The organism is Alteromonas sp. G4i35 (genome assembly GCF_054960375.1).
Window position 1 is genome coordinate 13497 of sequence record NZ_JBHNZD010000034.1, and the last position, 21090, is coordinate 34586.

A 21090-nucleotide genomic window follows, 5' to 3' on the forward strand; every position below is an offset into this window, starting at 1 on the left:
TTAATTCGCGGGCATTGTCCGTAAAAATTCCTCGAAGGAATTGCGTTATTCATGACTGAATTTTTACTGCTATTGATTGGTACAGTACTGGTTAACAATTTTGTGTTGGTTAAGTTTCTCGGCTTATGCCCGTTTATGGGTGTGTCTGGCAAACTTGAAACTGCCATGGGCATGTCTATGGCCACCACATTTGTACTCACCCTTGCCTCTGCATCGAGCTACCTAGTTGAAACCTATCTACTTGCTCCACTGGGCATCGGTTACCTTAGAACGCTTGCTTTTATTCTTGTTATCGCGGTGGTGGTTCAGTTCACAGAAATGGTCGTGCACAAAACCAGCCCTACCTTATATAGATTATTAGGTATATTCCTTCCTCTTATCACAACCAACTGTGCAGTGCTTGGTGTAGCGCTTTTAAACCTTACCGAACAGCATAATTTCATGCAGAGTCTTATTTATGGTTTCGGCGCTGCTGTGGGGTTCTCTCTTGTACTGGTGTTATTTGCGGCCATGCGTGAGCGTTTAGCTGCTGCTGATGTACCTGTATCTTTTAAAGGTGCCTCAATCGCTATGATAACCGCGGGTCTCATGTCCCTAGCATTTATGGGCTTTAGTGGACTGGTGAAAGTGTAATGACGATATCTACCGCAATTATATTCGCCGTTGTTGCCATTGGCGTCCTTGCGCTTATTTTTGGCTTGGTTCTGGGCTACGCGAGCATTCGCTTTAAAGTTGAGGGCGACCCGCTTGTTGAGCAAATAGATGCCGTACTACCACAAACTCAGTGTGGCCAATGCGGATATCCGGGCTGCAAGCCTTATGCTGAGGCAATTGCTGAAGGTGATGATATTAATAAGTGCCCACCTGGTGGCGAGGCAACGATTAAAAAACTCGCAGACTTGATGGGAGTTGAACCTAAACCCCTTGATGCTGCTCATGGCGAAGAAGACGTTAAAAAAGTCGCGTTTATACGCGAAGACGAATGTATCGGCTGTACCAAATGTATTCAGGCCTGTCCTGTCGACGCCATTTTAGGTGCCGCCAAACACATGCACACGGTTATTACTGATGAATGTACAGGGTGCGACCTATGTGTAGATCCCTGCCCTGTCGACTGTATCGACATGGTGCCAATTGCTCAAACAACTTCTACATGGAAGTGGGATTTTGAATCATCGCCTAAAGGTGATATCCCCATCAAAATGGTGTCGTAATTGTGATGTATCCAAGTTTTGATTCAATTATAGAAACCCTTGAAGCGGGAAAGATGTACTCATTTCCAGGTGGCGTACATCCCGACGATAAGAAATCTCTATCTAATACATCAGTAATAAAGAAACCGTCGTTACCCGAATTATTGATTGTTCCTTTAAGGCAGCACATTGGCTCAGACGGTATCTGCTGCGTAGAAGTTGGCGATAGCGTATTGAAAGGCCAAATTCTTTCGCAAAGCTCATCGCCTTTTTCTGTGCCAGTTCATGCGCCAACCTCGGGCGAGGTTGTTGCGATTGCTCCGCATGTTGTAGCGCATCCTAGCGGCCTAACCGAAATGTGTATTTCGATACGTCCTGACGGTAAAGACACATGGTGCGACCTATCTCCAATAGCAAATTATAGCGACATAGATAAGAACAAGCTTATAGAAGCTATTTGCCAAGCAGGAATTTCAGGAATGGGTGGTGCCGGCTTCCCTACCCATATAAAAACCTCAACGTCTAAACCTGTTGAGTTTCTTATTTTAAATGGGATTGAGTGCGAGCCTTACATTACTTCTGACGACCGATTGATGCGTGAGCACGCCTGGCAAATACGCCAGGGTCTAGACATTCTTACTCACCTTATTGGGCCGAAGGCCATTGTAGTTGCGGTTGAAGACAACAAGCCAGAGGCTTTCGAAGCACTTAATATTGCCTGTCAGGATAAGAAAGACTATCGCGTTGTTAGCGTTGAGACTAAATACCCTGCCGGCGGCGAAAAACAGCTGATTCAGGTACTGACTGGCCGAGAAGTTCCAAGAAATGGATTGCCTGCCGACGTAGGCGTGATGATGTTCAACGTTGGTACCTGCTATGCCATTGCAGATGCTATTTTACACGGCAAGCCGCTGATTGAACGGGTTGTTACCGTAACTGGTGAAGCCGTTGAATCACCAAGCAATTTTAGAGCGTTGTTGGGTACGCCCGTCTCTCATCTATTGGATGAAGCAAACTACAACCCGAAAAAACAGAAAGTACCTAAAGTGATTATGGGCGGGCCTATGATGGGCTTTACCTTATCAGACGCTACGATCCCCGTGGTTAAAACCACAAACTGTTTGCTGGTTCCTGCAAAAAAAGAGCTGGTAGACGACAATGCAGAGCGCCCCTGTATTCGCTGTAGCGCATGCGCCGACGCATGCCCTGCGTCGTTGCTCCCCCAACAAATGTTTTGGCACGCCAAAGCAAAGGAATACGATAAAGCCGAAGAGTACGACCTTTTCGACTGTATAGAGTGCGGCGCATGTGCTTACGTTTGCCCCAGTGAAATCCCCTTGGTGCATTACTACCGCCAGGCTAAATCCGAAATACGCATTCAGCGTGATGAAAAGAACAAGGCTGAGAAGGCTAAACAGCGTTTTGAAGCACGTAAAGAACGTTTAGAGCGCGAAAAACTTGAGCGTGAAGCAAAACACAGAAAAGCAAAAGAAGCACGTTTAGCCGCCAACAAAGCCAAAGAGCAAAATGCTGATGCCGATAATGCGAATAGCGCTGTTGACGCTGGCGCAACTGAGGCCAAGGACAAAGTAGCGGCGGCGCTTGCGCGTGCGAAAGCAAAGAAAGCGGCTATGCAGGCCAACGCAAAGGATGAAAGTAATACAACAAATACCAACGAACCAAGCACTGCGGCAGACGATAAAAAAGCACAGGTAGCAGCAGCTATTGCCAGAGCTAAGGCGAAAAAAGCCGCACAAGTCCAGAATGAAGCTCAACTTGAAAGCGCGGATAAGCAAGTTGAGCAAGCGTCATCGCCAGAAGATGATAAAAAGGCAAAGGTTGCTGCAGCAATCGCCAGAGCAAAAGCGAAAAAAGCCGCGCAAGCTCAAAACGAAACGCAAGATGAAAGCGCTGTCGAACCATCAACCACAGAACAGCCAAGTAACCAGTCATCATCACCAGAAGATGAGAAAAAAGCTAAAGTTGCTGCCGCTATCGCTAGAGCAAAAGCCAAAAAGGCCGCGCAAGCCAGCCAGTCTGAAGCATCTTCAGCAGAAAAACCTGCGGGCTCTCAATGCGAAAAGCATACCGAACTTTCCGATACTGAAGCTAATTCAGAGCTAAACGCTGAAGCGCAGAAAAAAGCGCGTATTGCCGCGGCAATCGCTAAAGCTAAAGCGCAAAAAGCTGCTAAAAATAGCGAAGACGGGCAGCCTGATAAGTCAGTTTCAGAGCAAGGTGCGCCAACTCAATTAGATGAGCAACCAGACAGTCACTCCAAAGAACCGCTAGATGAAAAGCAGGCTAGGATCGCAGCGGCGGTAGCGAAAGCGAAAGCTAAAAAGGCCGCTTCGCAAAAAACGCAAGCATCTAGCCCTGATGGCGAGGCTGGTATTGAGAATCAAGACGTTAACTCGCCAGAAGAAGCCAGTTTTCAAAGCGTCAGCGATCAAAACAGTAGTGCTCAGAGTGATAGCGCATCAGATCCTGCTAACAACTTGAGCGAAGCGGATGAAAAAAAAGCGCGCATTGCTGCTGCGGTGGCGAAAGCGAAAGCCAAAAAAGCGGCTAAGCAGGAAGAACATCAAGGAAGCGAGCAAACTGATGCTAACCACGCTGCCTCGACAAATGAAGCTGACGAGAAAAAGGCGCGCATTGCTGCCGCAGTGGCAAAGGCCAAAGCAAAGAAACTTGCTCAAGACAGTAATGGCAATTTAGCGACCTCACCAAATACTGCTGAACAGGAAAGTAGTAAAGCGCATGAGCAGAGCGAATCGTCTAGCCGTGTAGGTCAAGCAACAAGCACGCAAGCTCCTTCTCAACCGACAGCACAAGATGAAAAGAAAGCGCGCATTGCAGCTGCAGTAGCAAAGGCTAAAGCAAAAAAAGCAGCAGCTGAACAAGAGAAAGAATCATAATGAAGTTAAGTTTATCGAGTTCACCACACCAACGGGTTAAACGCGATACTGGCCAAGTCATGCGTATGGTTATTTATGCCATGCTCCCTGGCATGATTGCACAATCCTTCTTTTTTGGCTGGGGAATGCTCATTCAAGCCATTATTGCAGTAGTGAGTGCACTGGTCATTGAAGGCGTGATTTTATTTTTAAGAAATCGCCCCATCGAGCGCACATTAACAGATTACAGCGCAGTATTAACCGGCTTACTCATCGCAATTAGTATTCCTCCTACCCTACCTTGGTGGATGACGGTAACGGGTGTTTTCTTCGCTATTGCGGTGGCTAAACAGGTTTACGGCGGGCTTGGCTTTAATATTTTCAACCCTGCCATGATAGCGTATGTGGTGCTGCTTATTTCATTCCCTGCGGCTATGAGCCTATGGCTGCCTCCTGCGACTCACGCTGGCATTACGCCAAGTTTCTTTGATTCGGTATCACTTATATTTACTGGTTTTACTACTAGCGGATACGATGTCACTCAACTCAAAACCATTGCCGATGGTGTAACCATGGCTACACCGTTAGACACATTGAAAACCGACCTAACGCAAGGCGTAACATACTCAGAGTCATTGGCGAAGCCAATCTTCGATGGCGGGGTATTCGAAGCTGCTGGAGCAGGGTGGGGAATGGTGAGTCTTGCGTATTTACTTGGTGGCCTCTACCTTTGGAAGACCCGCGTTATCAGCTGGCATATCCCGGGAGGTATGCTGCTAAGCGTTTTTGTTTGTGCATCACTGCTTCATTTAGCAAACGCCGATTACTACGCTTCACCGCTATTTCACCTGTTTAACGGTGCAGTAATGGTAGGCGCCTTCTTTATCGCCACCGACCCGGTTTCAGCATCAACAACACCAAGAGGCCGCATTATATTTGGTGCAGCGATTGGCTTTTGGGTGGTAATAATCCGTACCTTTGGTGGTTACCCTGATGCCGTAGCGTTTGCGGTTATTATTATGAATATGGCGGTGCCTTTGATTGATTACTATACCCGTCCTCGCGTGTACGGCAAAAACGTTAAAGGTCGAGGTAAACACTAATGATGAAAGAAAGCCTGGCCAAAAACGGCCTTATGTTAGGTGCGTTTGCCGTTGTTACCACAGCATTAATAGCACTCACATTTTTTGGCACCCAAGATAAAATTGAGCAACAAAAGCAGCAAAAACTGCTAAGCGTACTTAATGAAGTCGTGCCTAGCGAATTCCACGACAATGCCCTTTACGCCAACTGCACAGAGGTCAATGCACCTGAACTTGGCAACAAAAAAGCCCACAAAATATATCGTGCGACGTTAAATGGCCAACCTAGCGCATTAGTATTAGAAGCCACTGCTCCAGACGGATACAGTGGAGATATCGATATCGTTGTTGGTGTAAAAGTGGATGCACACGTTGGTGGAAACACACAAGGCGGCTCGAGTACTGACTCGCTCGACGGTGAGAGCGAAAATCTCAATATCACCGCGTTAGCGCTCTCGGAGTTGGCCGAGCTTGACTCAACACCTCAGAAGTCATCTGAGCAAGACGAGAATGCGTCCGATATTTCTGCGCCCAACACTAATAGAATCAGTATGAGGGTGCTTGGCGTGCGCGTTATCGAACACAAAGAAACCCCTGGGCTTGGCGATAAAATAGAGCTTGCCGTTAGCAATTGGATAACGGAGTTCAGTGACAAGCCTTTTTCACCCGACAATTTGGCGCCTTGGCAGGTCAAAAAGGACGGTGGTGAGTTCGATCAGTTCACTGGCGCTACCATCACGCCGAGAGCAGTAGTAAGAGCAGTACGCGAAGCCTTGCTTTACGCACAGGCCAACCAATCTGCACTTTTCAACGCTCCAAACACCTGCGCAATTACAGATTCCGTTGAAACAATTGATGCGATTAACGTGAATGAGGCTCAACCTCATAGTGTAGAGGAGCTATAACGTGACTGATTTTCGCGACCTGTCTTTACAAGGGCTTTGGAAGAACAATCCTGCGCTGGTACAACTGTTAGGTTTGTGCCCGCTATTGGCCGTTACCGCGACGTTTATCAATGGTCTCGGGTTAGGCCTTGCTACCATGTTGGTACTCATTGGCAGTAACGTTACCGTTTCACTCGTTCGTAATGTGGTAAGAAACGAAATCCGCATTCCCGTTTTTGTTATGATCATTGCTGCGTTCGTAACCATTGTTCAGCTATTAATGAATGCATACACCTATGACCTTTACTTAGCGCTAGGTATTTTCATTCCGCTGATTGTAACTAACTGCGCCATCATAGGCCGCGCAGAAGCCTTTGCGTCGAAAAACGGGCCGCTCGCCTCTGCCTACGACGGATTCATGATGGGACTGGGTTTTACCGCAGTGCTGGTCATTTTAGGTGGTATGCGTGAGATATTGGGTGCAGGTACATTGCTAGCTGGTGCAGACAGACTGTTTGGCTCAATTGCTGAGAACTGGACCATAACGCTTTTCAACACTGAAAATCCGTTTTTGCTTGCGATACTGCCGCCTGGTGCCTTTTTAGGTATGGGTCTTCTCATTGCTATCAAAAACAGTATTGATGCAAAGTTAGCCGCTAAGCAAACATCGCCTGCAGTGAAGGCTGAACGGGTACGCGTTACAGCTGAAAGCTAAACGCTAAAAATCAAAAACAAAAAAGTATTTAGAAATGAATGATGTAGTTAAGCCGGCCAAGCCGCTTTCTAAGCAGGAAAAAGTAAAAGAAATCATGCGAATACTGGATGACCTTTATCCGGAAATTCCTATCTTTTTAGATCATAAAGACCCATATACGTTACTCATTGCGGTTCTCCTATCGGCGCAATGTACAGACGAGCGCGTTAACCAAATTACGCCAAAGCTCTTTGCTCGGGCAGATAACCCTTACGACATGGTATTGATGAGTATTGAAGAAATTCAAGACATTATCCGTCCTTGTGGTTTATCTCCCATGAAGTCCAAAGGCATTTGGCATTTGTCTGACATGATCATCAAGCAGCACAACGGTGAAGTGCCTGCAAACTTTGAAGCGCTGGAAGCCATGCCCGCAGTGGGTCACAAGACTGCCGCTGTGGTTATGTCTCAAGGCTTTGGCATTCCTGCTTTTCCCGTAGATACTCATATCCACCGATTAATGTATCGCTGGGGTTTGTCGAACGGAAAGAGTGTTGAGCAGACAGAGCGTGACGCAAAACGCTTGTTCCCAAAAGAAAGGTGGAACGATTTGCATCTGCAAATCATTCTATATGGCAGAGAATACTGCCCTGCCCGCGGTTTCGACTTAAACAAGTGTGTTATCACACGTGAGTTCGGCAGAAAGAGTTTTATTAACGAAGTACTGAAAGAACAAGAGAAAAAGCAAAAGTTGGCGCTTAAGAAGAAGCGTAAATAGAAACTTTCAGAAAGGAGCCTTAGGCTCCTTTTTTATTCTCCATTTATTTTCTCTCAAGAGGAATTTTGCGACTAACACACGACTTACGCTTGTGGTTTGCCTCGAAAGGGACAACCAAATTGGCTATGATGGATGGGTTAGAGTTTTGCTCGCGCAAATAAAAAAGAAATATAAAAATAAATCCATGGAGAACACATGTCTCGATTGAATACTATCGCTAGAAGGCTGGCGTTTGGTGCATTAGTAAGTGCATGCAGTTTTGGTGTTTTTGCAGAAACTTCCCCCATTACTGACGAGCAAAAGAAAAATGCGGAAGCACTAATTCAAAAAGCCCTGAAAAGTGATTTAGGCTATAGCATTGTTGAATCACTAACCACTGAGATTGGCCCTCGCCTGGGCGGCTCTGAAGCAGAAAAGCGAGCTAGAGATTGGGGCGTGGTGGTAGGAGAGCGCCTAGGTTTTGATAAAGTCAGCATAGAAGAATTCACTATGCCATTTTGGGATAGAGGCCACCTACACATTTCACTCACGGCGCCTTATGCCCAGCCGCTTTACGGCACAGCCCTTGGCGGCGCTGCGCCTTCTGAAAGCGAGATCAATGCAGACATCGTTTATTTCAGAGATATTCACGCGCTAACCGCAGTTAAAGATGGTGCCCTTAAAGGCAAAATTGCATTTGTAGACGGCGACGCCATGGTTAAAAGCCAAACAGGTGCAGGCTATGGTCAAGCGAACCAACGTCGCCGTATTGGTTGGCAACATGCTCAACGCGGCGGCGCTGAAGCGCTGGTCGTGCGCTCAGTAGGTTCAGACTCTCATCGTTTCCCTCACTCAGGCATGATGAGCTCAGACGGCGATAATTGGGCAGATATCCCCGTAGTCGCTATCTCAAACCCAGACGCAGACCATTTACGACGTTTACATAACTTAGGTAAACCGCTGTCATTGTCGCTTCACTCTGAATCGAAATGGAAAGGCGAAGTAAACAGCGGCAACGTAATACTGGATTTAGTGGGCAGTGAGAAGCCCGAAGAAATTATCCTTATTGGCGGCCACCTAGACAGCTGGGATTTAGGAACGGGTGCAGTTGATGACGGCGCAGGCGTTGCTATTACCACGGCAGCGGCTGCGTTGATTGCTTCTTTACCAGAGCGCCCAAAACGCACCATTCGTGTGGTCATGTTTGGCGCTGAGGAAGTGGGCTTATTAGGTGCCTTTGCTTACGCTAAACAACACGAAAAGAACCTTGAAAATCACGTTCTGGCCACAGAGTCTGACTTTGGTGCGCAAACTATCTGGCAAGTAGTGTCAAATGTGAATCCCGAAGCGACTGTGCTAGTCGATGAAATCGCGAAGATTTTATCACCGCTAGGTATAGTGCGTGGCGGTTCAGACATTGCTGGCGGCGGCCCTGACATTATTCCGCTAGCAGCGAAAGGCGTACCAACGATTAGGTTAAATCAAAACGGTAGAGATTACTTTGATCTTCACCATACGCCAGATGATACCTTAGATAAAATTGACCCCGATGAGCTTGCGCAAAACATTGCAGCCTACGCAGCAAGTATATACTTGTTAGCCGATTCGGACGTTGACTTAAAAGCTAAACAGTAGTTACACGTTAGTAATCATCAAACATTGGTCAGTGCATCTCGTGCTGGCCAATGCTTACCCTCGCCTCTGCTAATACCCATTCTGCATTCCCACGCTCCGCTAGCAAACTTGCCAGCGCCTTCTGAGTAGGCAATGATCTATGTGGATTGGTAAATATACCTCGTCCGAAATACTCAGGCTTTATTGCGCTTGAATAAGCTGGGCAACAAATCGCTTCGCCTCTTGCCTTGATGGCAGCTCTACATGCCGATACGTATTCGCATGTTTAAAAGCAACGGTTGTTTTATTTATGGAGATATTTGAGATTAACGCACCTGAAATGGCGCTATTAAAGGTAGAGATAGAATCTTGAAATTGCATAGTAAATACTTCTTTATTAATGTTGTTTGTTTTGAATTCCTCGCAGGTTGGGTAAAGAAATCGAAAAACGATAATTAGGCTCTAGCGTGAACATAGCGTTTCAGAAAGAGCCCATTTTTTTGAGGTCACTTCAGAAAAGAGAAATGACCTTAGATAAGCATAGAGGTCTTATCGAACTACTACGTTAGCAGCTTGAGGACCTTTTTGGCCTTGTTCAACTTCGAAGCTAACTTCTTGGCCTTCTTTCAACGTTTTGAAACCGTCAGAAGCAATTGAACGGAAGTGTACGAATACGTCTTTGCCGCCAGCTTCAGGAGTGATGAAACCAAAACCTTTTTCTTCGTTGAACCACTTAACTGTACCGTTTACAGAATTAGACATAATAAAAACCTTTTAAAAAAATTGATGTAATGGTGGAAAACCACCGAATAGCTATAGACATCTCCAAGCTAGTAAAGCAGTTGTATATCTATATAAAACTTCAATTTGAAGGATTTAAAAAAGAGGTACAGCGCAGTATTAGGTAAAGCAAATAACATATCTAGAGCGATGCGAAAGGTACAGGTAATCGCGAGCAATGTCCACTAGTTTTTAGTTTATTTTTTGACCAAAACACAACTTTTTTACAAATTTTTTTGGCGAAGCTGAATACGTATGTTTGTTCAAGGCACTTGAAAGCTAGGTTAACCTTGCTTTTTTGCTATAGGTTTAAATTATGACAGACACGTATGCGTTAGAAGGTAAAACAGCCATTGTTACTGGAGGCGGAAAAGGGCTAGGTAAAACTCTCGCTCAATTTCTACTAGAAGCAGGAATGAACGTGGCCATTTGTGGGCGCACTGAAACTGCGGTTAAGCAGACTGTAGAGCGGTTCGACGCCCTATTCCCTGGTAATGTCATTGGCCAAGTTTGTGATGTATCGAAAAGCGCTGATGTTGCCAGTTTTGTTAGAAAGGTCAAAGATACATTTGGCGAGCTACACGTCCTAATTAATAACAGTGGCTTTGGTAAGGAGACCCTTATTTGGGAAACCTCAGAGAAAGCGTGGGACGAAGTAATGGATACTAACGTAAAAGGGACTTTTCTCATGTGCAAAGAGGTCGTGCCTCACATGATTAACAACAAGGAAGGCTACATTATCAACATTGCTTCTCAGGCGGCATTGAACGGCTATGCCAATGCAGGCGTTTACTGTGCATCAAAATTTGCGATGGTGGGGCTTGGAAAAGCGTTGCAAGAAGAGGTTCGCCCCTACGGTATTCACGTCCATTCACTAAACCCTGCACTGATACAGTCGCAGAAAGCAGAAACAGAGAAAGTGGACGATGGCCTGATTCAAAATGAAGACTTAGGCAACATGGTGGTTTACCTATTGAGTCAACCTCGCCGTCTTAAAATTGATAATATCGGCCTATGGGGCTATTAATACCAGTCCGCATAGATAATTACCCACTCAGCGAGACTTAAAATGTTCGTAATCGCGGCGTGTTACCGCAGGTATAGTACGTTTAACTAGAATTGTAATATTGTCTTAAAGCGTTAACATTTCCTAATTAACATAAAAGCGTGTCGTTTGCGTTTACTCAAATAAAGTACTCATCGTATTTATGTGTACAAAAAGTAACGGCCAACACGCAATCACAGTGCAGTGTGCCATCGAGTAATTCCGATGGCTCAAAAAAGGAATCTCTTATGCGAATGCTTCACACCATGCTTCGAGTTGAAAACTTAGAGGCCTCTCTTCACTTTTATACCTCACTCATGGGCATGCGCCTTCTTCGCCAGTCTGAAAACAAAGAGTATGAATACACGCTAGCTTTCGTGGGATATGGCGATGAAACCGAGAGTACCGTCTTAGAACTTACCTACAACTGGGGCGACAACACCTACGATAAGGGTAACGCGTATGGTCATATTGCGATTGAGGTAGATGATATCTATCAGTTTTGTGAAAACTTAGAAACAAACGGCGCTGATGTATATCGTAAACCGGGGCCAGTAAAAGGCGGTTCCACAGTTATTGCTTTTGTTCGCGACCCCGATGGGTATGCAATAGAACTCATACAAAATAAATCCATTTCGCTATGAAATGGCTCAAAAACAAGAACTGAAGATGCAGCCAGCGTAGTCAAAGCGATTTGAACGCTTAAGTCGCCAAACTTTCAACTTAAAAACGTGCGGCTCTGGAAAAAACGATAAAAACCACATGGAGTGATACTACATGCTACGTAACCGCTTATTATTTTCGCAAAATGATAAAAACAAAAGCCAATCTAGAACAGCGATAAGTCGGAAGCCTCGAGCGGCGCACAATATAAGCTTGCGCAGTAAGCCAAAAGTAAAACTGGCCGCTATTCTGCCAGCGTTGTTTGTCGCTTTTACCGGTGCAGTTGCTGCTGGCAGTACGTTTTCCGTCATGGCTGCAAATAACGAGAGTGCGCAAACACACGCTGACACACAAGAAAATGTTGAAACGCACTTTACCGTGATAGCCCATCGCGGCGCGTCGGGCTATTTACCTGAGCATACCCTTGAAGCAGCTACCCTCGCCTTTTCTCTGGGCCCCGATTTTATTGAACAAGATGTTGTTATCACTAAAGACGACATACCCGTTGTGCTACACGACATCCACTTAGAAACGGTCACCAATATAGAAGATGTGTTTCCTGCACGCCACCGCGATGACGGACGCTATTACGCGCGTGATTTTACTCTTGAAGAACTGCGACAACTGCGGGTACACGAGCGCGCTAACAGTGACGGGAAGCAAGTTTTTAAAGATAGGTACCGCGGCACGCATGCTAATTTTAAAGTTGCCACGTTAAATGAACACTTTGAGCTAATCAGCGAGCTAAATCGCCAATTTGGAACATCTGTCGGCGTTTATCCTGAAGTAAAGTCCCCTGCCTTTCACATTAAAGAAGGCGTTGATGCCAGTAAAATCGTTGTAGATGCTTTAAATGCTTACGGGTTTGGTGGAGAGACCGGTAATAGCTACCTGCAATGCTTCGATTTTAACGAAGTTAAGCGCATTCGTGAAACCCTGGGCTATAAAGGCAAAGTTGTGATGCTGATCGGCGAAAACGACTGGGGCGAAAGCGACACAGATTATAACTGGCTGCGCACTCAGGAAGGCATGCAGCAGGTTGCGTTGTATACCGATGGCATAGGCCCTTGGTTAGGCCATTTACTCGATAATGAAGCGATGACTCAAGGAAAAATAGAAGCCGCGGCATGGATTGCCTACGCCCACGAAAATAACCTGACAATCCACCCCTACACCTACCGACATGATGCACTACCAGCAGGTTTGAGTTCAGAGCAAGTCTTGGAAGTTTTAGACAAGGTGGTAGGTGCTGACGGTGTTTTCACCGATCATTTAGTACCGGTATTAAGGTGGCGAGAAAAATTAAACTAACGCATTTTAAAGCGAGTGTAGGCGCGATAATTAGCGCCTAGGATTTTGAAAGTCGCACCACCACGCGTCTGTTTTGGGCGCGGCTTTCTCGCGTATCGTTTGGCGCAATATGGCGTTTCTCACCGTGGCCTGTTAACTGAATTCGATCTTCAGGTACACCTAGCGTAGTCAAATAGCTTTTTACTTCGTTAGCACGTCGAATAGACAACTGTTCATTATTATAGCGACCACCGTAGCTATCGGTGTAACCATCAAGAAGCACAAGCTCAAGCTCGCTGTCTTCTTTTAAGTATTCACCTATCATGGTTAAGCGCTTCTGCGAATATTTGGTTAGCTCTGTACTGTTGTTTTGATACGACAATACCGTGTAGGCAATGTCATCAAAACCGAAGGGCAATAAGTTCGATACACACTTCACAAATTCACGATACACACCAGAGAAGTTGCTAGCATTTAATGCCACACTAACTTGGTCGTATTTGTTATACCAGTCTTGGTAATAGATTGTGGGCCAAAAGCCTTTTTCTAATTCAGACAACATAGTCCAAGCCGCATCCTGCGGAAGGTCGCCATTGTACTGTTTACGAATAGACATGTCGGCAATGGTTTTAGGCGCAACGCCGGGCATCCATTTAGGTGGTACAGAATAAACAGCAGCCATATCAAATTTGCTTGGCAGCAAATACATGTCCAGTTCGAATTCCATATTAAGCTGCTTCGACGCTGAGCTCGTGAACATGGCTTCGCCATAACCGGGTAGTTCGTGGTTCAAGGTACACTGAAGTCGCGTGTCTTTGTCTATTCGCCAGTTGGAGCTTTCTATGGTTGCAGAATATTGCCGCATGGCAGCGTGGGAAGACAATGACCCCAGCATCCCCAATAAAGCGATATATTTTAATTTCGACACCATTTCGACACCATAACGAAAATCAGACTAACACAGGTAAAAGACAACACTACGTGCACAAATTACCGAACATAATGAATCAAATTAGCTCACACAAAAAGAAGAAATGTGCCTAATGATTTTTCCACGCTTAATTTGATTATCGTCCAAATTGTAGAAAAGTTTAGCGTTTAATACCATTCGCGTTTTGTACTTTTGCTAGACCCCTGATTTAACAGTTTATAAATTGCAACTGGCAACTCGAGAGTATCCTTGCGATAATTCTTTTACGCAATATGCTTCGCAGGTTGGTACGCATTTTAGTCACCAACCAATTAACGCAATCGAGTCTTACAAGAGTGTTTATGTCTGCCAACCCGCCCCTTCTCTCCCAGCGCTTTCGAGGTTACTTTCCCGTTGTTATCGACGTTGAAACAGCCGGATTTAATGCAGGCACTGACGCCCTGTTAGAATTAGCCGCGGTAACGGTGAAAATGGATGAAAACGGTATACTTCATCCTGATCAAACTTTTCATTATCACATTGACCCCTTTGAGGGCGCTAACCTAGAGCCAGCAGCCTTAGAATTTAATGGCATCGACCCTAATTGTGCATTGCGAGGGGCTATTGAAGAAAGCGAAGCCATGAAGGACTTATGTAAAGGCATCCGCAAGGCGCAAAAAAATGCAGACTGCCAACGTTCAGTTATTGTTGCTCACAATGCAACGTTCGATCAGAGTTTCGTCAATGCCGCGATAGAACGCTGCAATATAAAACGCACGCCGTTCCATCCGTTTGTTTCATTTGACACCACCAGCCTTGCTGGATTGGCCTTAGGCCAAACGGTTTTGGTAAAAGCATGCCGTGCAGCGGGGATCGCATTTGACCAAAGTGAAGCGCACAGTGCGCTGTATGACGCCCAAAAGACCACCGAGCTATTTTGCTATATGGTAAATCGCTATAAAGCGCTCGGCGGATGGCCTGTAGAAAATAAAGAGTAGTTTTATTCAAACTGATATAAACAAAAACAGCGCCAAAAGGCGCTGTTTTTTTATAATCTTTAAACAGTTTAGCTTATAGCTTGTCTGCTTCTTCAGATAGGTACTTAGCAACACCTTCAGGCGACGCATCCATACCAGCTTTACCTTCAGTCCAACCCGCTGGGCAAACTTCACCATGCTCTTGGTGGAATGCTAGTGCATCAACCATGCGCAGCATTTCATCAACGTTACGGCCAAGTGGAAGGTCATTGATTACCTGATGACGTACCATACCTTCTTCGTCGATTAGGAATGAACCACGGAACGCAACGCCATCTTCTGGGTGCTCAACATCGTATGCCTGGCAGATGTCGTGCTTAACGTCAGCAACAAGGGTGTACTTAACCGGACCAATACCACCTTGATTTACCGGAGTGTTTCTCCACGCATTGTGTGAGAACTGAGAGTCGATTGAAACACCGATCACTTCAACACCACGCTTTTTGAACTCGTCGAAACGCTTGTCAAAGGCGATAAGCTCTGACGGGCAAACAAACGTAAAATCTAGTGGGTAGAAGAATACAACAGCTTTCTTGCCCTTGATTGCTTCACTTAGTGTGAAAGTGTCAACAATTTCACCACTACCAAGTACCGCTGCTGCAGTAAAGTCAGGTGCTGGACGGCCAACTAATACACTCATGAGTCTCTCCATTTATATTTGGATTGTAATAATAGAAGTGATTACGTTGCGTAACCACTTTGATAAGAAATTTCCTTCAAAGAAAATAGGTACGAATATGGAAATAACAATATTAAACAACGAGTTTTTTTACTGATCATACCAATAACCGCTTAACATCACCCCACACTGTTCAGTCTTTCTTCAATTACCTTGTATTAAATTTGTCATTATCCACTTGCTAAAGCAAAGAATAACAATTATTATCATTTACAGATTCATTTGGAGTACGTTTAATGTTTGTTTGCATGTGCTATGGGGTAACTGATAAAAGCATTCGCGCAGCGGTTGAAGAAAACGGTGTGGGAAATATGCGAGAGTTACGTCAACATTTAGAGCTTGGCTCACAATGCGGTAAGTGCATCAACATGGCGCAACAGATCATTGACCAAACTATCGTCGATGAGTCCCTATTCAAAGACGTTGGCTAGGCAATTAGCCAACCCGCGTATTCTTAAAACGCAACGTCATCGCTCTTAGCATCCTTGGCTAGACTTTAAATACCATATTTATTATCACGATTATTCCTTTAAGTGACCTAAGTCATATTCTAGTTTAATTACCTAAGTAACATTCACATCGTCACCTAAAACGATAGGTTGTTGTCCTTTCAAACTCAGAGCTAGGCTCATTTTCTTACTCTCAATGAGTGCAGCGCGCCATTTAACTACGTAGCTTTGCTGAAGCATGCCCTAGTTAAAGGTGTACTCAATGCCTGCATAGTAGAAAGCCCCATTGATACCGCTAGGCGATGTAGGTGGGTAGAGTGCGCCAACTTCACCTTGAAAAGGATTTTCATTAGGCAGCGAGTCAAACAGATTTTGGGCGCCGAGGGTAACTTGTGTTTGAGGCAGTACTTTCCATGCAACTTGGGCATCGAATGTGGTTAACGCATTGCCGTATATGTCCATGCCTGCGGACGCATCAAGATGGTCTTCATAAAACTCACCGTAATAGTTAAGCCGCCAAGTAAATGCCCAATTTCCTTTCGATTGCTCCAGCGTGATACTGCCTCGATGAGCAGGCAAGTTATCTTCCAGCATGCGAATTCTTGCCTGTGTTAGATTAGGTAGAAGCCGTATTTCGTCCCCCACTTGCGCAGGATAAAGTGTAACCCGCTCTACTTGTGTGTCTGTCCAGTTGAAGGCAAGAAGTAAAGAATTTGACCAATCAGCTAGCGCAAAATTGTAGTTAACAACTAAATCAACACCCTGAGTTTTTGTGTCAAAGTCATTAGTAAAATACTTTGCAGCATTATATTTCGCCGCATCTGGACGCCCTTGGGCAATAAGCGCACTAATGTCGTCGTCGGTTAACGGAATTGCAGATGTCGTACTAATACGATCAGAAAGGCGAATATTGAAATAGTCGAGCGTTGCAAAAAAGTTCTCGCTTGCCTGCATAACTAGCCCAAGGCTAAAGTTCACCGATTCTTCAGGCGTCAGTGGAGTTGCGCCTAGTTGCAGTGAGATAAGATCAGTTGGAGGCAGCGTTGCTTGGTCTTCCAAACCGTTAACACCGTAGGCGGTAGTTACGTTGATAACATTACTCTGCCCTACTGTTGGCGCCTTAAAACCGGTGTTTACAGATCCGCGTAATGCAAAAATATCATTTAGTTTATAGCGAGTACTCAATTTCCCATCGAATGTCGAGCCGAAATCACTGAAATGCTCTACACGAGTGGCCACGCCAAACTGCCATGCTTCGGTAACATAAAATTCCAAATCGGCGTACACAGCCCAATTGCTTCTGCTCCAGTGCCCAGCACTTTGAGGCTGATACCCCGGAAAACCGTTGGAACCGATGGAAAAGCCTTGGTTCAACCCAAGTGGCGGCTCTAGAGCGAAAGGGCCTGCAATATATGACGCTTCATCGCCGGACTTTTGAAAATAGGTTTCTTTGCGCCATTCTAAGCCCACGGCAATGCTAACCGGATCGTCGAAAATAGTTTGAATGAGTTTGTTAAAATCTAAGTTAAGCGTTCGCTCTACTTGCGACACACCACCGGGCGAAAACGACGTTGGCGTTTGTGGCCCTAACGATGGATTAACCGTATTGGAGATGGTGTACTCAATGTCACTGTAGCCCAATGTCGCACTGGCATCCATCGCCCAGCCATTAGGTAACTCATGTTTAACGCCCATCGCAACAGAAGCATCCGTTATCGTGCCCCCAAATTTTGGTGTGAAACCGCCAGGGAACCACTCGTTGAAAGCAAAACAGTTGGCACCAAGCGCCGTTGTGTTATCTGCAATAAGTTGATACGAGGGGTCCAGCAATACACTATTGCTGGACAAGGTTATAGAAGGGCAAGCAATTCCACTTTCCAGCCCGTCGAGATCGGCTACAATCAAACGACTTTCCCCTGTATTTGGGTCGGTACGGCTGAACACCCCTTCTCGGGTTTGCGGATTTCGAAAGTAAAAACCACCGTTTATTTCTCTTCTTGCTGCAGTGGCAAAGCTGTAAAATTGTGATTTAGACGAAATGTCTGCGCCTGCATTTAGCGCAAGTTTAATATCTTCGTTAACATCAAGCGCTCCCCATACTTGGGACGGTGACGCGATGAACACATTCCCTTGGTCAATCAAGTTCTGCGCATCAACCCGCTGTACAGAGCGCGACGTGCCATTTTGCTGACGATACTCTGCCGTTGCATTTAAAAAGCCGTTTTCTCCAATAGCAAAGCCCTTATTCAACTGCACTTGAAACAGTTCGCCGTCGCCTTCACTGTATCCGCCAACCTTCAGCGCAACATGCCCTCCTTCACGAGCATCCTTAAGTACGAAGTTAATCACGCCTGCAATGGCGTCTGAGCCATACTGGGCTGCTGCACCATCTCGCAATACTTCGACTTGCTTTAACGCATAGGCAGGAATAACCGATATATCAGGCCCTTGTGCACCGTCAGATAAACCTCCGCCTAAAAACGTGATTACCGCAGAGCGATGGCGTCGCTTTCCGTTAAGCAACAAAAGCGTGTGATCCGAGGACATTCCTCTAAGGTTCGCCGGCCTTACCAGGCTACTGGCATCATTGATGGGCTGATCGTTTACGTTCAACGAAGGAACCATCACGCTTAACATAGAAAGCACGTCTGAATTTCCCTGTGAGTTGAGGGTTTCAGAACCAATCACATCCAAAGGAACTGGTGAGTCAACAGCACTTCGAGGCGAGTTACGAGTACCGACGACCGCAATTTTTTCAAGTCCATTGCCTCCCTCGTCTGTTTTCTTTTCGGTATCTTGTGGCTGTGTTTCCTTCGCCACTAACGATGAACGAGAACGAATACTTACCGCACCGCTTTCATCAGTTACTACCGCCAATTCTGTTCCTTCAAGAAGCTGTGCCAGCGCTTCATTCAGTGTGAACGTACCTTCCAATGCGTTTGTTTTCACTTTTTTTGCTAAATCAAAAGGAAAAAGCAATGTGGTATTTGCCTGTTTAGCTAGTTCGGTTAGCGCTTCATTAGCATTTTGTGCGGGTATTGAAAAGCTGTAAGCACCCAATTTTGGTTCGGTTTGGTCGGGTGATTGCGAAGGGCTGTCTGTTTGTGCATGAAGCGTTGGCGCTGGTGCTATGAAAAGAAAAAAGCCGGACGCTATGTGTAGTGCCGAGAGGGACAAAATACGGGAGAATTTGCACATTCTTTTTTGCGAAAGGCATTGGGCCGAACACGCTAGGGCATGCAGCTTTTCTATTGCCTTTTTGGTTTGCCTGCTTATCGCAAAATTGCTGTATTGCAAGATATAAAATCGATGTGCTTATTATTTTAATTATATTGTCACATTAAAGAAATTGATGCCAACTACGAATAGTAGAAAGCACCTATCTTTCAGAAATATTTAACTTTTCGCTAGCTTAAGCTCAATACTTGTTTCTGTGACTTTCTCGTAATTGATATTAAAGCTGCTCTTAAGTGCTGACAACAAACCGTCTATATCGCCTACCTTAAAGTAGCCCGCTACACGTCGCTTGCGCAAACTTTCGTCCGAAATGTTAAAGCGAACGGGTGTATAGCGGCCAATCTCAGCTAATACGGCCTCTAGCGGCTCACCTTTAAATACAATCATACCTTGTTGCCACGCTAAATCGTCATCAATGTCATTTTGAGACATGCTTTCACGAGCTTCCACTTTACCTTGCACTGTGGCTTTTTCACCTGCGAACATGAGAAGTCCTTCTTCAGCAACAGGACGTTTCGTGAAGAGCGACTCATTTGAGGATGAAGCCTTAAAGCGATCTTTCACCAATACCTTTCCGTCGGTAACCACTAACTCAAACGCATTATCATCCACATATTGCATATTAAAAGCAGTTCCAACAGCGGTAACGGTGTTGTTGCCCGCAGTCACAGAGAACGGGCGAGACGTGTCGTGAGCCACTTCAAAGTGTGCCTCCCCTTTCAATAAAACGATATTGCGCGCCGTTGATGAGAAGTCTACGGTAACGACAGAGTTTGTATTTAGATGAAGTTTAGAGCCATCGGCTAGCGTCACGTTTTTCTGTTCGCCAACACCGGTTTGTACCTTTTGTGTTACCGCTGCGAATTCAGGGGTGCTATTTAGCCACGTACGCTGAACCACTACCCCAACAGCTATTGCCATCACTAAAAATGTGGCCGCAATGCCCCAAACCGCTGTTTTAGGCATATTGCGTTTTTTCGACGACTGACGTGAGGTAGGCTGCGGGAATAAACCGCTCAATTCATTTAATACCGACATGTCGTCCCACAAGCTAGCGGCGTCGAGCAAAGCTTGACGATGCGCATTACTTTCCGACAACCAAGCATCTAGCTCCGTCTTTTCGTCACTGTTTAAGCCGCGATCGAGACGGCTTATCCATAAGCATGCTTGCTCTTGGATATCTTCTTTGCTTGAAAACTGGCGAATATTATTCATGTTAACTACGGCTTATGTCCTGAGTCGCGTTAGCAGTGGCACGGGGGGATGCACTGTCCTTTGACAGCTCGGCTAAGTACCTAGAGCACATCATTAAACCTTTGGCGACATGCTTCTCAACGGTGCTTTCGCTTAGCCCCACAAGCTCTGCAATCTCTTTTTGTCGCATGCCATATACTTTTTTCAGCAAAAATACGCGTTTTACATCAGCAGACAATGTATCTGTCGCTCGGCAAAAATGAATAAAACGCTCTTTGCTTTCTACATTTTTTTCTAAACTGTGCCCTACAAGTTCATAAGGCAAAATATCCATGTCATCGAGCTGCTGCTTATTTTTGTTTTCAGCTTTCGCAACATGGTTCAGCGCTAGATTACGCGCTGTCTTGAGCATATAGGTACGCTCATACTGTATTTCTTGTTTTAACTCTGCTTCATAGCTTTTAATAAAAGCTTCTTGCACGATGTCTTCAATGTCGTCGGCGCCAACAATAGAACCTACCGCGCGCATTAGCTTTGAGCGGTATTTTAAAAAGGTTTCAGCTACTGTCGACTTTCTCGTCATAATATTAAATGTTGTGTGTTTCGATTTGCTTACATTGGCATCAATAATGCCTGCTTTTTCGTTCTTTTTCACCTAATAAAATAAAAGGGGGCTAATGCCCCC

20 protein-coding genes are annotated in these 21090 nt (G+C 45.4%); 13 read left to right on the plus strand and 7 right to left on the minus strand.

What is annotated here, in order from left to right:
- Nucleotides 1–51 precede the first annotated feature (51 nt).
- From rsxA to ACFI6L_RS18365, 8 genes are all read left to right on the plus strand, one after another.
- Nucleotides 52–633, plus strand: coding sequence for an electron transport complex subunit RsxA (gene rsxA / locus ACFI6L_RS18330; RefSeq protein ID WP_014975993.1), 582 nt, complete (start codon nucleotides 52–54; stop codon nucleotides 631–633).
- Nucleotides 633–1214 (plus strand): electron transport complex subunit RsxB, encoded by a 582-nt coding sequence (rsxB, locus tag ACFI6L_RS18335; RefSeq protein ID WP_014975992.1) that lies wholly within the window; start codon nucleotides 633–635, stop codon nucleotides 1212–1214. The genes rsxA and rsxB overlap by 1 nt, the downstream gene beginning before the upstream one ends.
- A gap of 5 nt (nucleotides 1215–1219) precedes the next feature.
- On the plus strand, nucleotides 1220–4111 hold the full coding sequence (gene rsxC / locus ACFI6L_RS18340) for an electron transport complex subunit RsxC (RefSeq protein ID WP_462574580.1): 2892 nt from the start codon (nucleotides 1220–1222) through the stop codon (nucleotides 4109–4111).
- Nucleotides 4111–5193: an electron transport complex subunit RsxD gene (rsxD, locus tag ACFI6L_RS18345; RefSeq protein WP_061485157.1), complete on the plus strand. Its 1083-nt coding sequence runs from the start codon at nucleotides 4111–4113 to the stop codon at nucleotides 5191–5193. Before rsxC ends, rsxD begins: the two co-directional genes overlap by 1 nt.
- Nucleotides 5193–6077 carry an RnfABCDGE type electron transport complex subunit G gene (locus tag ACFI6L_RS18350; RefSeq protein WP_069943947.1) on the plus strand — a complete coding sequence of 295 codons (885 nt, stop codon included), beginning with the start codon at nucleotides 5193–5195 and terminating at the stop codon, nucleotides 6075–6077. Before rsxD ends, ACFI6L_RS18350 begins: the two co-directional genes overlap by 1 nt.
- Before the next feature lies 1 nt (nucleotide 6078).
- The gene (locus tag ACFI6L_RS18355; protein ID WP_039233136.1) at nucleotides 6079–6771 is read left to right on the plus strand and encodes an electron transport complex subunit E; all 693 of its coding nucleotides are present in this window, start codon (nucleotides 6079–6081) and stop codon (nucleotides 6769–6771) included.
- A 34-nt stretch (nucleotides 6772–6805) separates the two neighbouring features.
- On the plus strand, nucleotides 6806–7528 hold the full coding sequence (locus ACFI6L_RS18360) for an endonuclease III domain-containing protein (RefSeq protein WP_014975990.1): 723 nt from the start codon (nucleotides 6806–6808) through the stop codon (nucleotides 7526–7528).
- A 195-nt stretch (nucleotides 7529–7723) separates the two neighbouring features.
- Entirely contained in the window at nucleotides 7724–9142 is a 1419-nt protein-coding gene (locus ACFI6L_RS18365; protein ID WP_014948778.1) for a M20/M25/M40 family metallo-hydrolase, read from the plus strand.
- Nucleotides 9143–9322: 180 nt separating this feature from the next.
- On the opposite strand, the gene ACFI6L_RS18370 is transcribed toward ACFI6L_RS18365, so the two are convergent.
- Entirely contained in the window at nucleotides 9323–9502 is a 180-nt protein-coding gene (locus ACFI6L_RS18370; RefSeq protein ID WP_014948777.1) for a hypothetical protein, read from the minus strand.
- A gap of 168 nt (nucleotides 9503–9670) precedes the next feature.
- A complete protein-coding gene (gene cspE, locus ACFI6L_RS18375) occupies nucleotides 9671–9883 on the minus strand; it encodes a transcription antiterminator/RNA stability regulator CspE (RefSeq protein WP_014948776.1) in 213 nt (70 codons plus the stop codon).
- 334 nt (nucleotides 9884–10217) lie between these two features.
- On the opposite strand from cspE, the gene ACFI6L_RS18380 reads away from it, so the two are divergent.
- The 3 genes from ACFI6L_RS18380 to glpQ all read left to right on the plus strand — a co-directional run bounded on the left by ACFI6L_RS18380 (nucleotide 10218) and on the right by glpQ (nucleotide 12920).
- Entirely contained in the window at nucleotides 10218–10928 is a 711-nt protein-coding gene (locus tag ACFI6L_RS18380; RefSeq protein WP_156086105.1) for an SDR family oxidoreductase, read from the plus strand.
- A gap of 266 nt (nucleotides 10929–11194) precedes the next feature.
- Entirely contained in the window at nucleotides 11195–11590 is a 396-nt protein-coding gene (gene gloA, locus ACFI6L_RS18385) for a lactoylglutathione lyase (RefSeq protein WP_014948774.1), read from the plus strand.
- A gap of 133 nt (nucleotides 11591–11723) precedes the next feature.
- Entirely contained in the window at nucleotides 11724–12920 is a 1197-nt protein-coding gene (gene glpQ, locus ACFI6L_RS18390) for a glycerophosphodiester phosphodiesterase (RefSeq protein ID WP_462574579.1), read from the plus strand.
- Between the two features lie 37 nt (nucleotides 12921–12957).
- Here glpQ and ACFI6L_RS18395 read toward each other — a convergent pair whose 3' ends face one another.
- Nucleotides 12958–13830: a flagellar protein MotY gene (locus ACFI6L_RS18395; protein WP_014975986.1), complete on the minus strand. Its 873-nt coding sequence runs from the start codon at nucleotides 13828–13830 to the stop codon at nucleotides 12958–12960.
- Between the two features lie 341 nt (nucleotides 13831–14171).
- On the opposite strand from ACFI6L_RS18395, the gene rnt reads away from it, so the two are divergent.
- Nucleotides 14172–14807 carry a ribonuclease T gene (rnt, locus tag ACFI6L_RS18400; protein ID WP_014948771.1) on the plus strand — a complete coding sequence of 212 codons (636 nt, stop codon included), beginning with the start codon at nucleotides 14172–14174 and terminating at the stop codon, nucleotides 14805–14807.
- Nucleotides 14808–14880: 73 nt separating this feature from the next.
- On the opposite strand, the gene ACFI6L_RS18405 is transcribed toward rnt, so the two are convergent.
- A complete protein-coding gene (locus ACFI6L_RS18405) occupies nucleotides 14881–15486 on the minus strand; it encodes a peroxiredoxin (protein WP_014948770.1) in 606 nt (201 codons plus the stop codon).
- A gap of 275 nt (nucleotides 15487–15761) precedes the next feature.
- Between ACFI6L_RS18405 and ACFI6L_RS18410 the strand changes: the two genes are divergently transcribed.
- Nucleotides 15762–15956, plus strand: coding sequence for a bacterioferritin-associated ferredoxin (locus tag ACFI6L_RS18410; protein WP_014948769.1), 195 nt, complete (start codon nucleotides 15762–15764; stop codon nucleotides 15954–15956).
- Between the two features lie 261 nt (nucleotides 15957–16217).
- On the opposite strand, the gene ACFI6L_RS18415 is transcribed toward ACFI6L_RS18410, so the two are convergent.
- The 3 genes from ACFI6L_RS18415 to ACFI6L_RS18425 all read right to left on the minus strand — a co-directional run bounded on the left by ACFI6L_RS18415 (nucleotide 16218) and on the right by ACFI6L_RS18425 (nucleotide 21060).
- Nucleotides 16218–19151 (minus strand): TonB-dependent receptor, encoded by a 2934-nt coding sequence (locus ACFI6L_RS18415; RefSeq protein ID WP_014948768.1) that lies wholly within the window; start codon nucleotides 19149–19151, stop codon nucleotides 16218–16220.
- A gap of 219 nt (nucleotides 19152–19370) precedes the next feature.
- Nucleotides 19371–20426, minus strand: a complete 1056-nt coding sequence (locus ACFI6L_RS18420) for a FecR family protein (protein WP_014948767.1) — start codon at nucleotides 20424–20426, stop codon at nucleotides 19371–19373.
- Nucleotide 20427: 1 nt separating this feature from the next.
- Nucleotides 20428–21060 carry an RNA polymerase sigma factor gene (locus tag ACFI6L_RS18425; protein WP_014948766.1) on the minus strand — a complete coding sequence of 211 codons (633 nt, stop codon included), beginning with the start codon at nucleotides 21058–21060 and terminating at the stop codon, nucleotides 20428–20430.
- Nucleotides 21061–21090 lie beyond the last annotated feature (30 nt).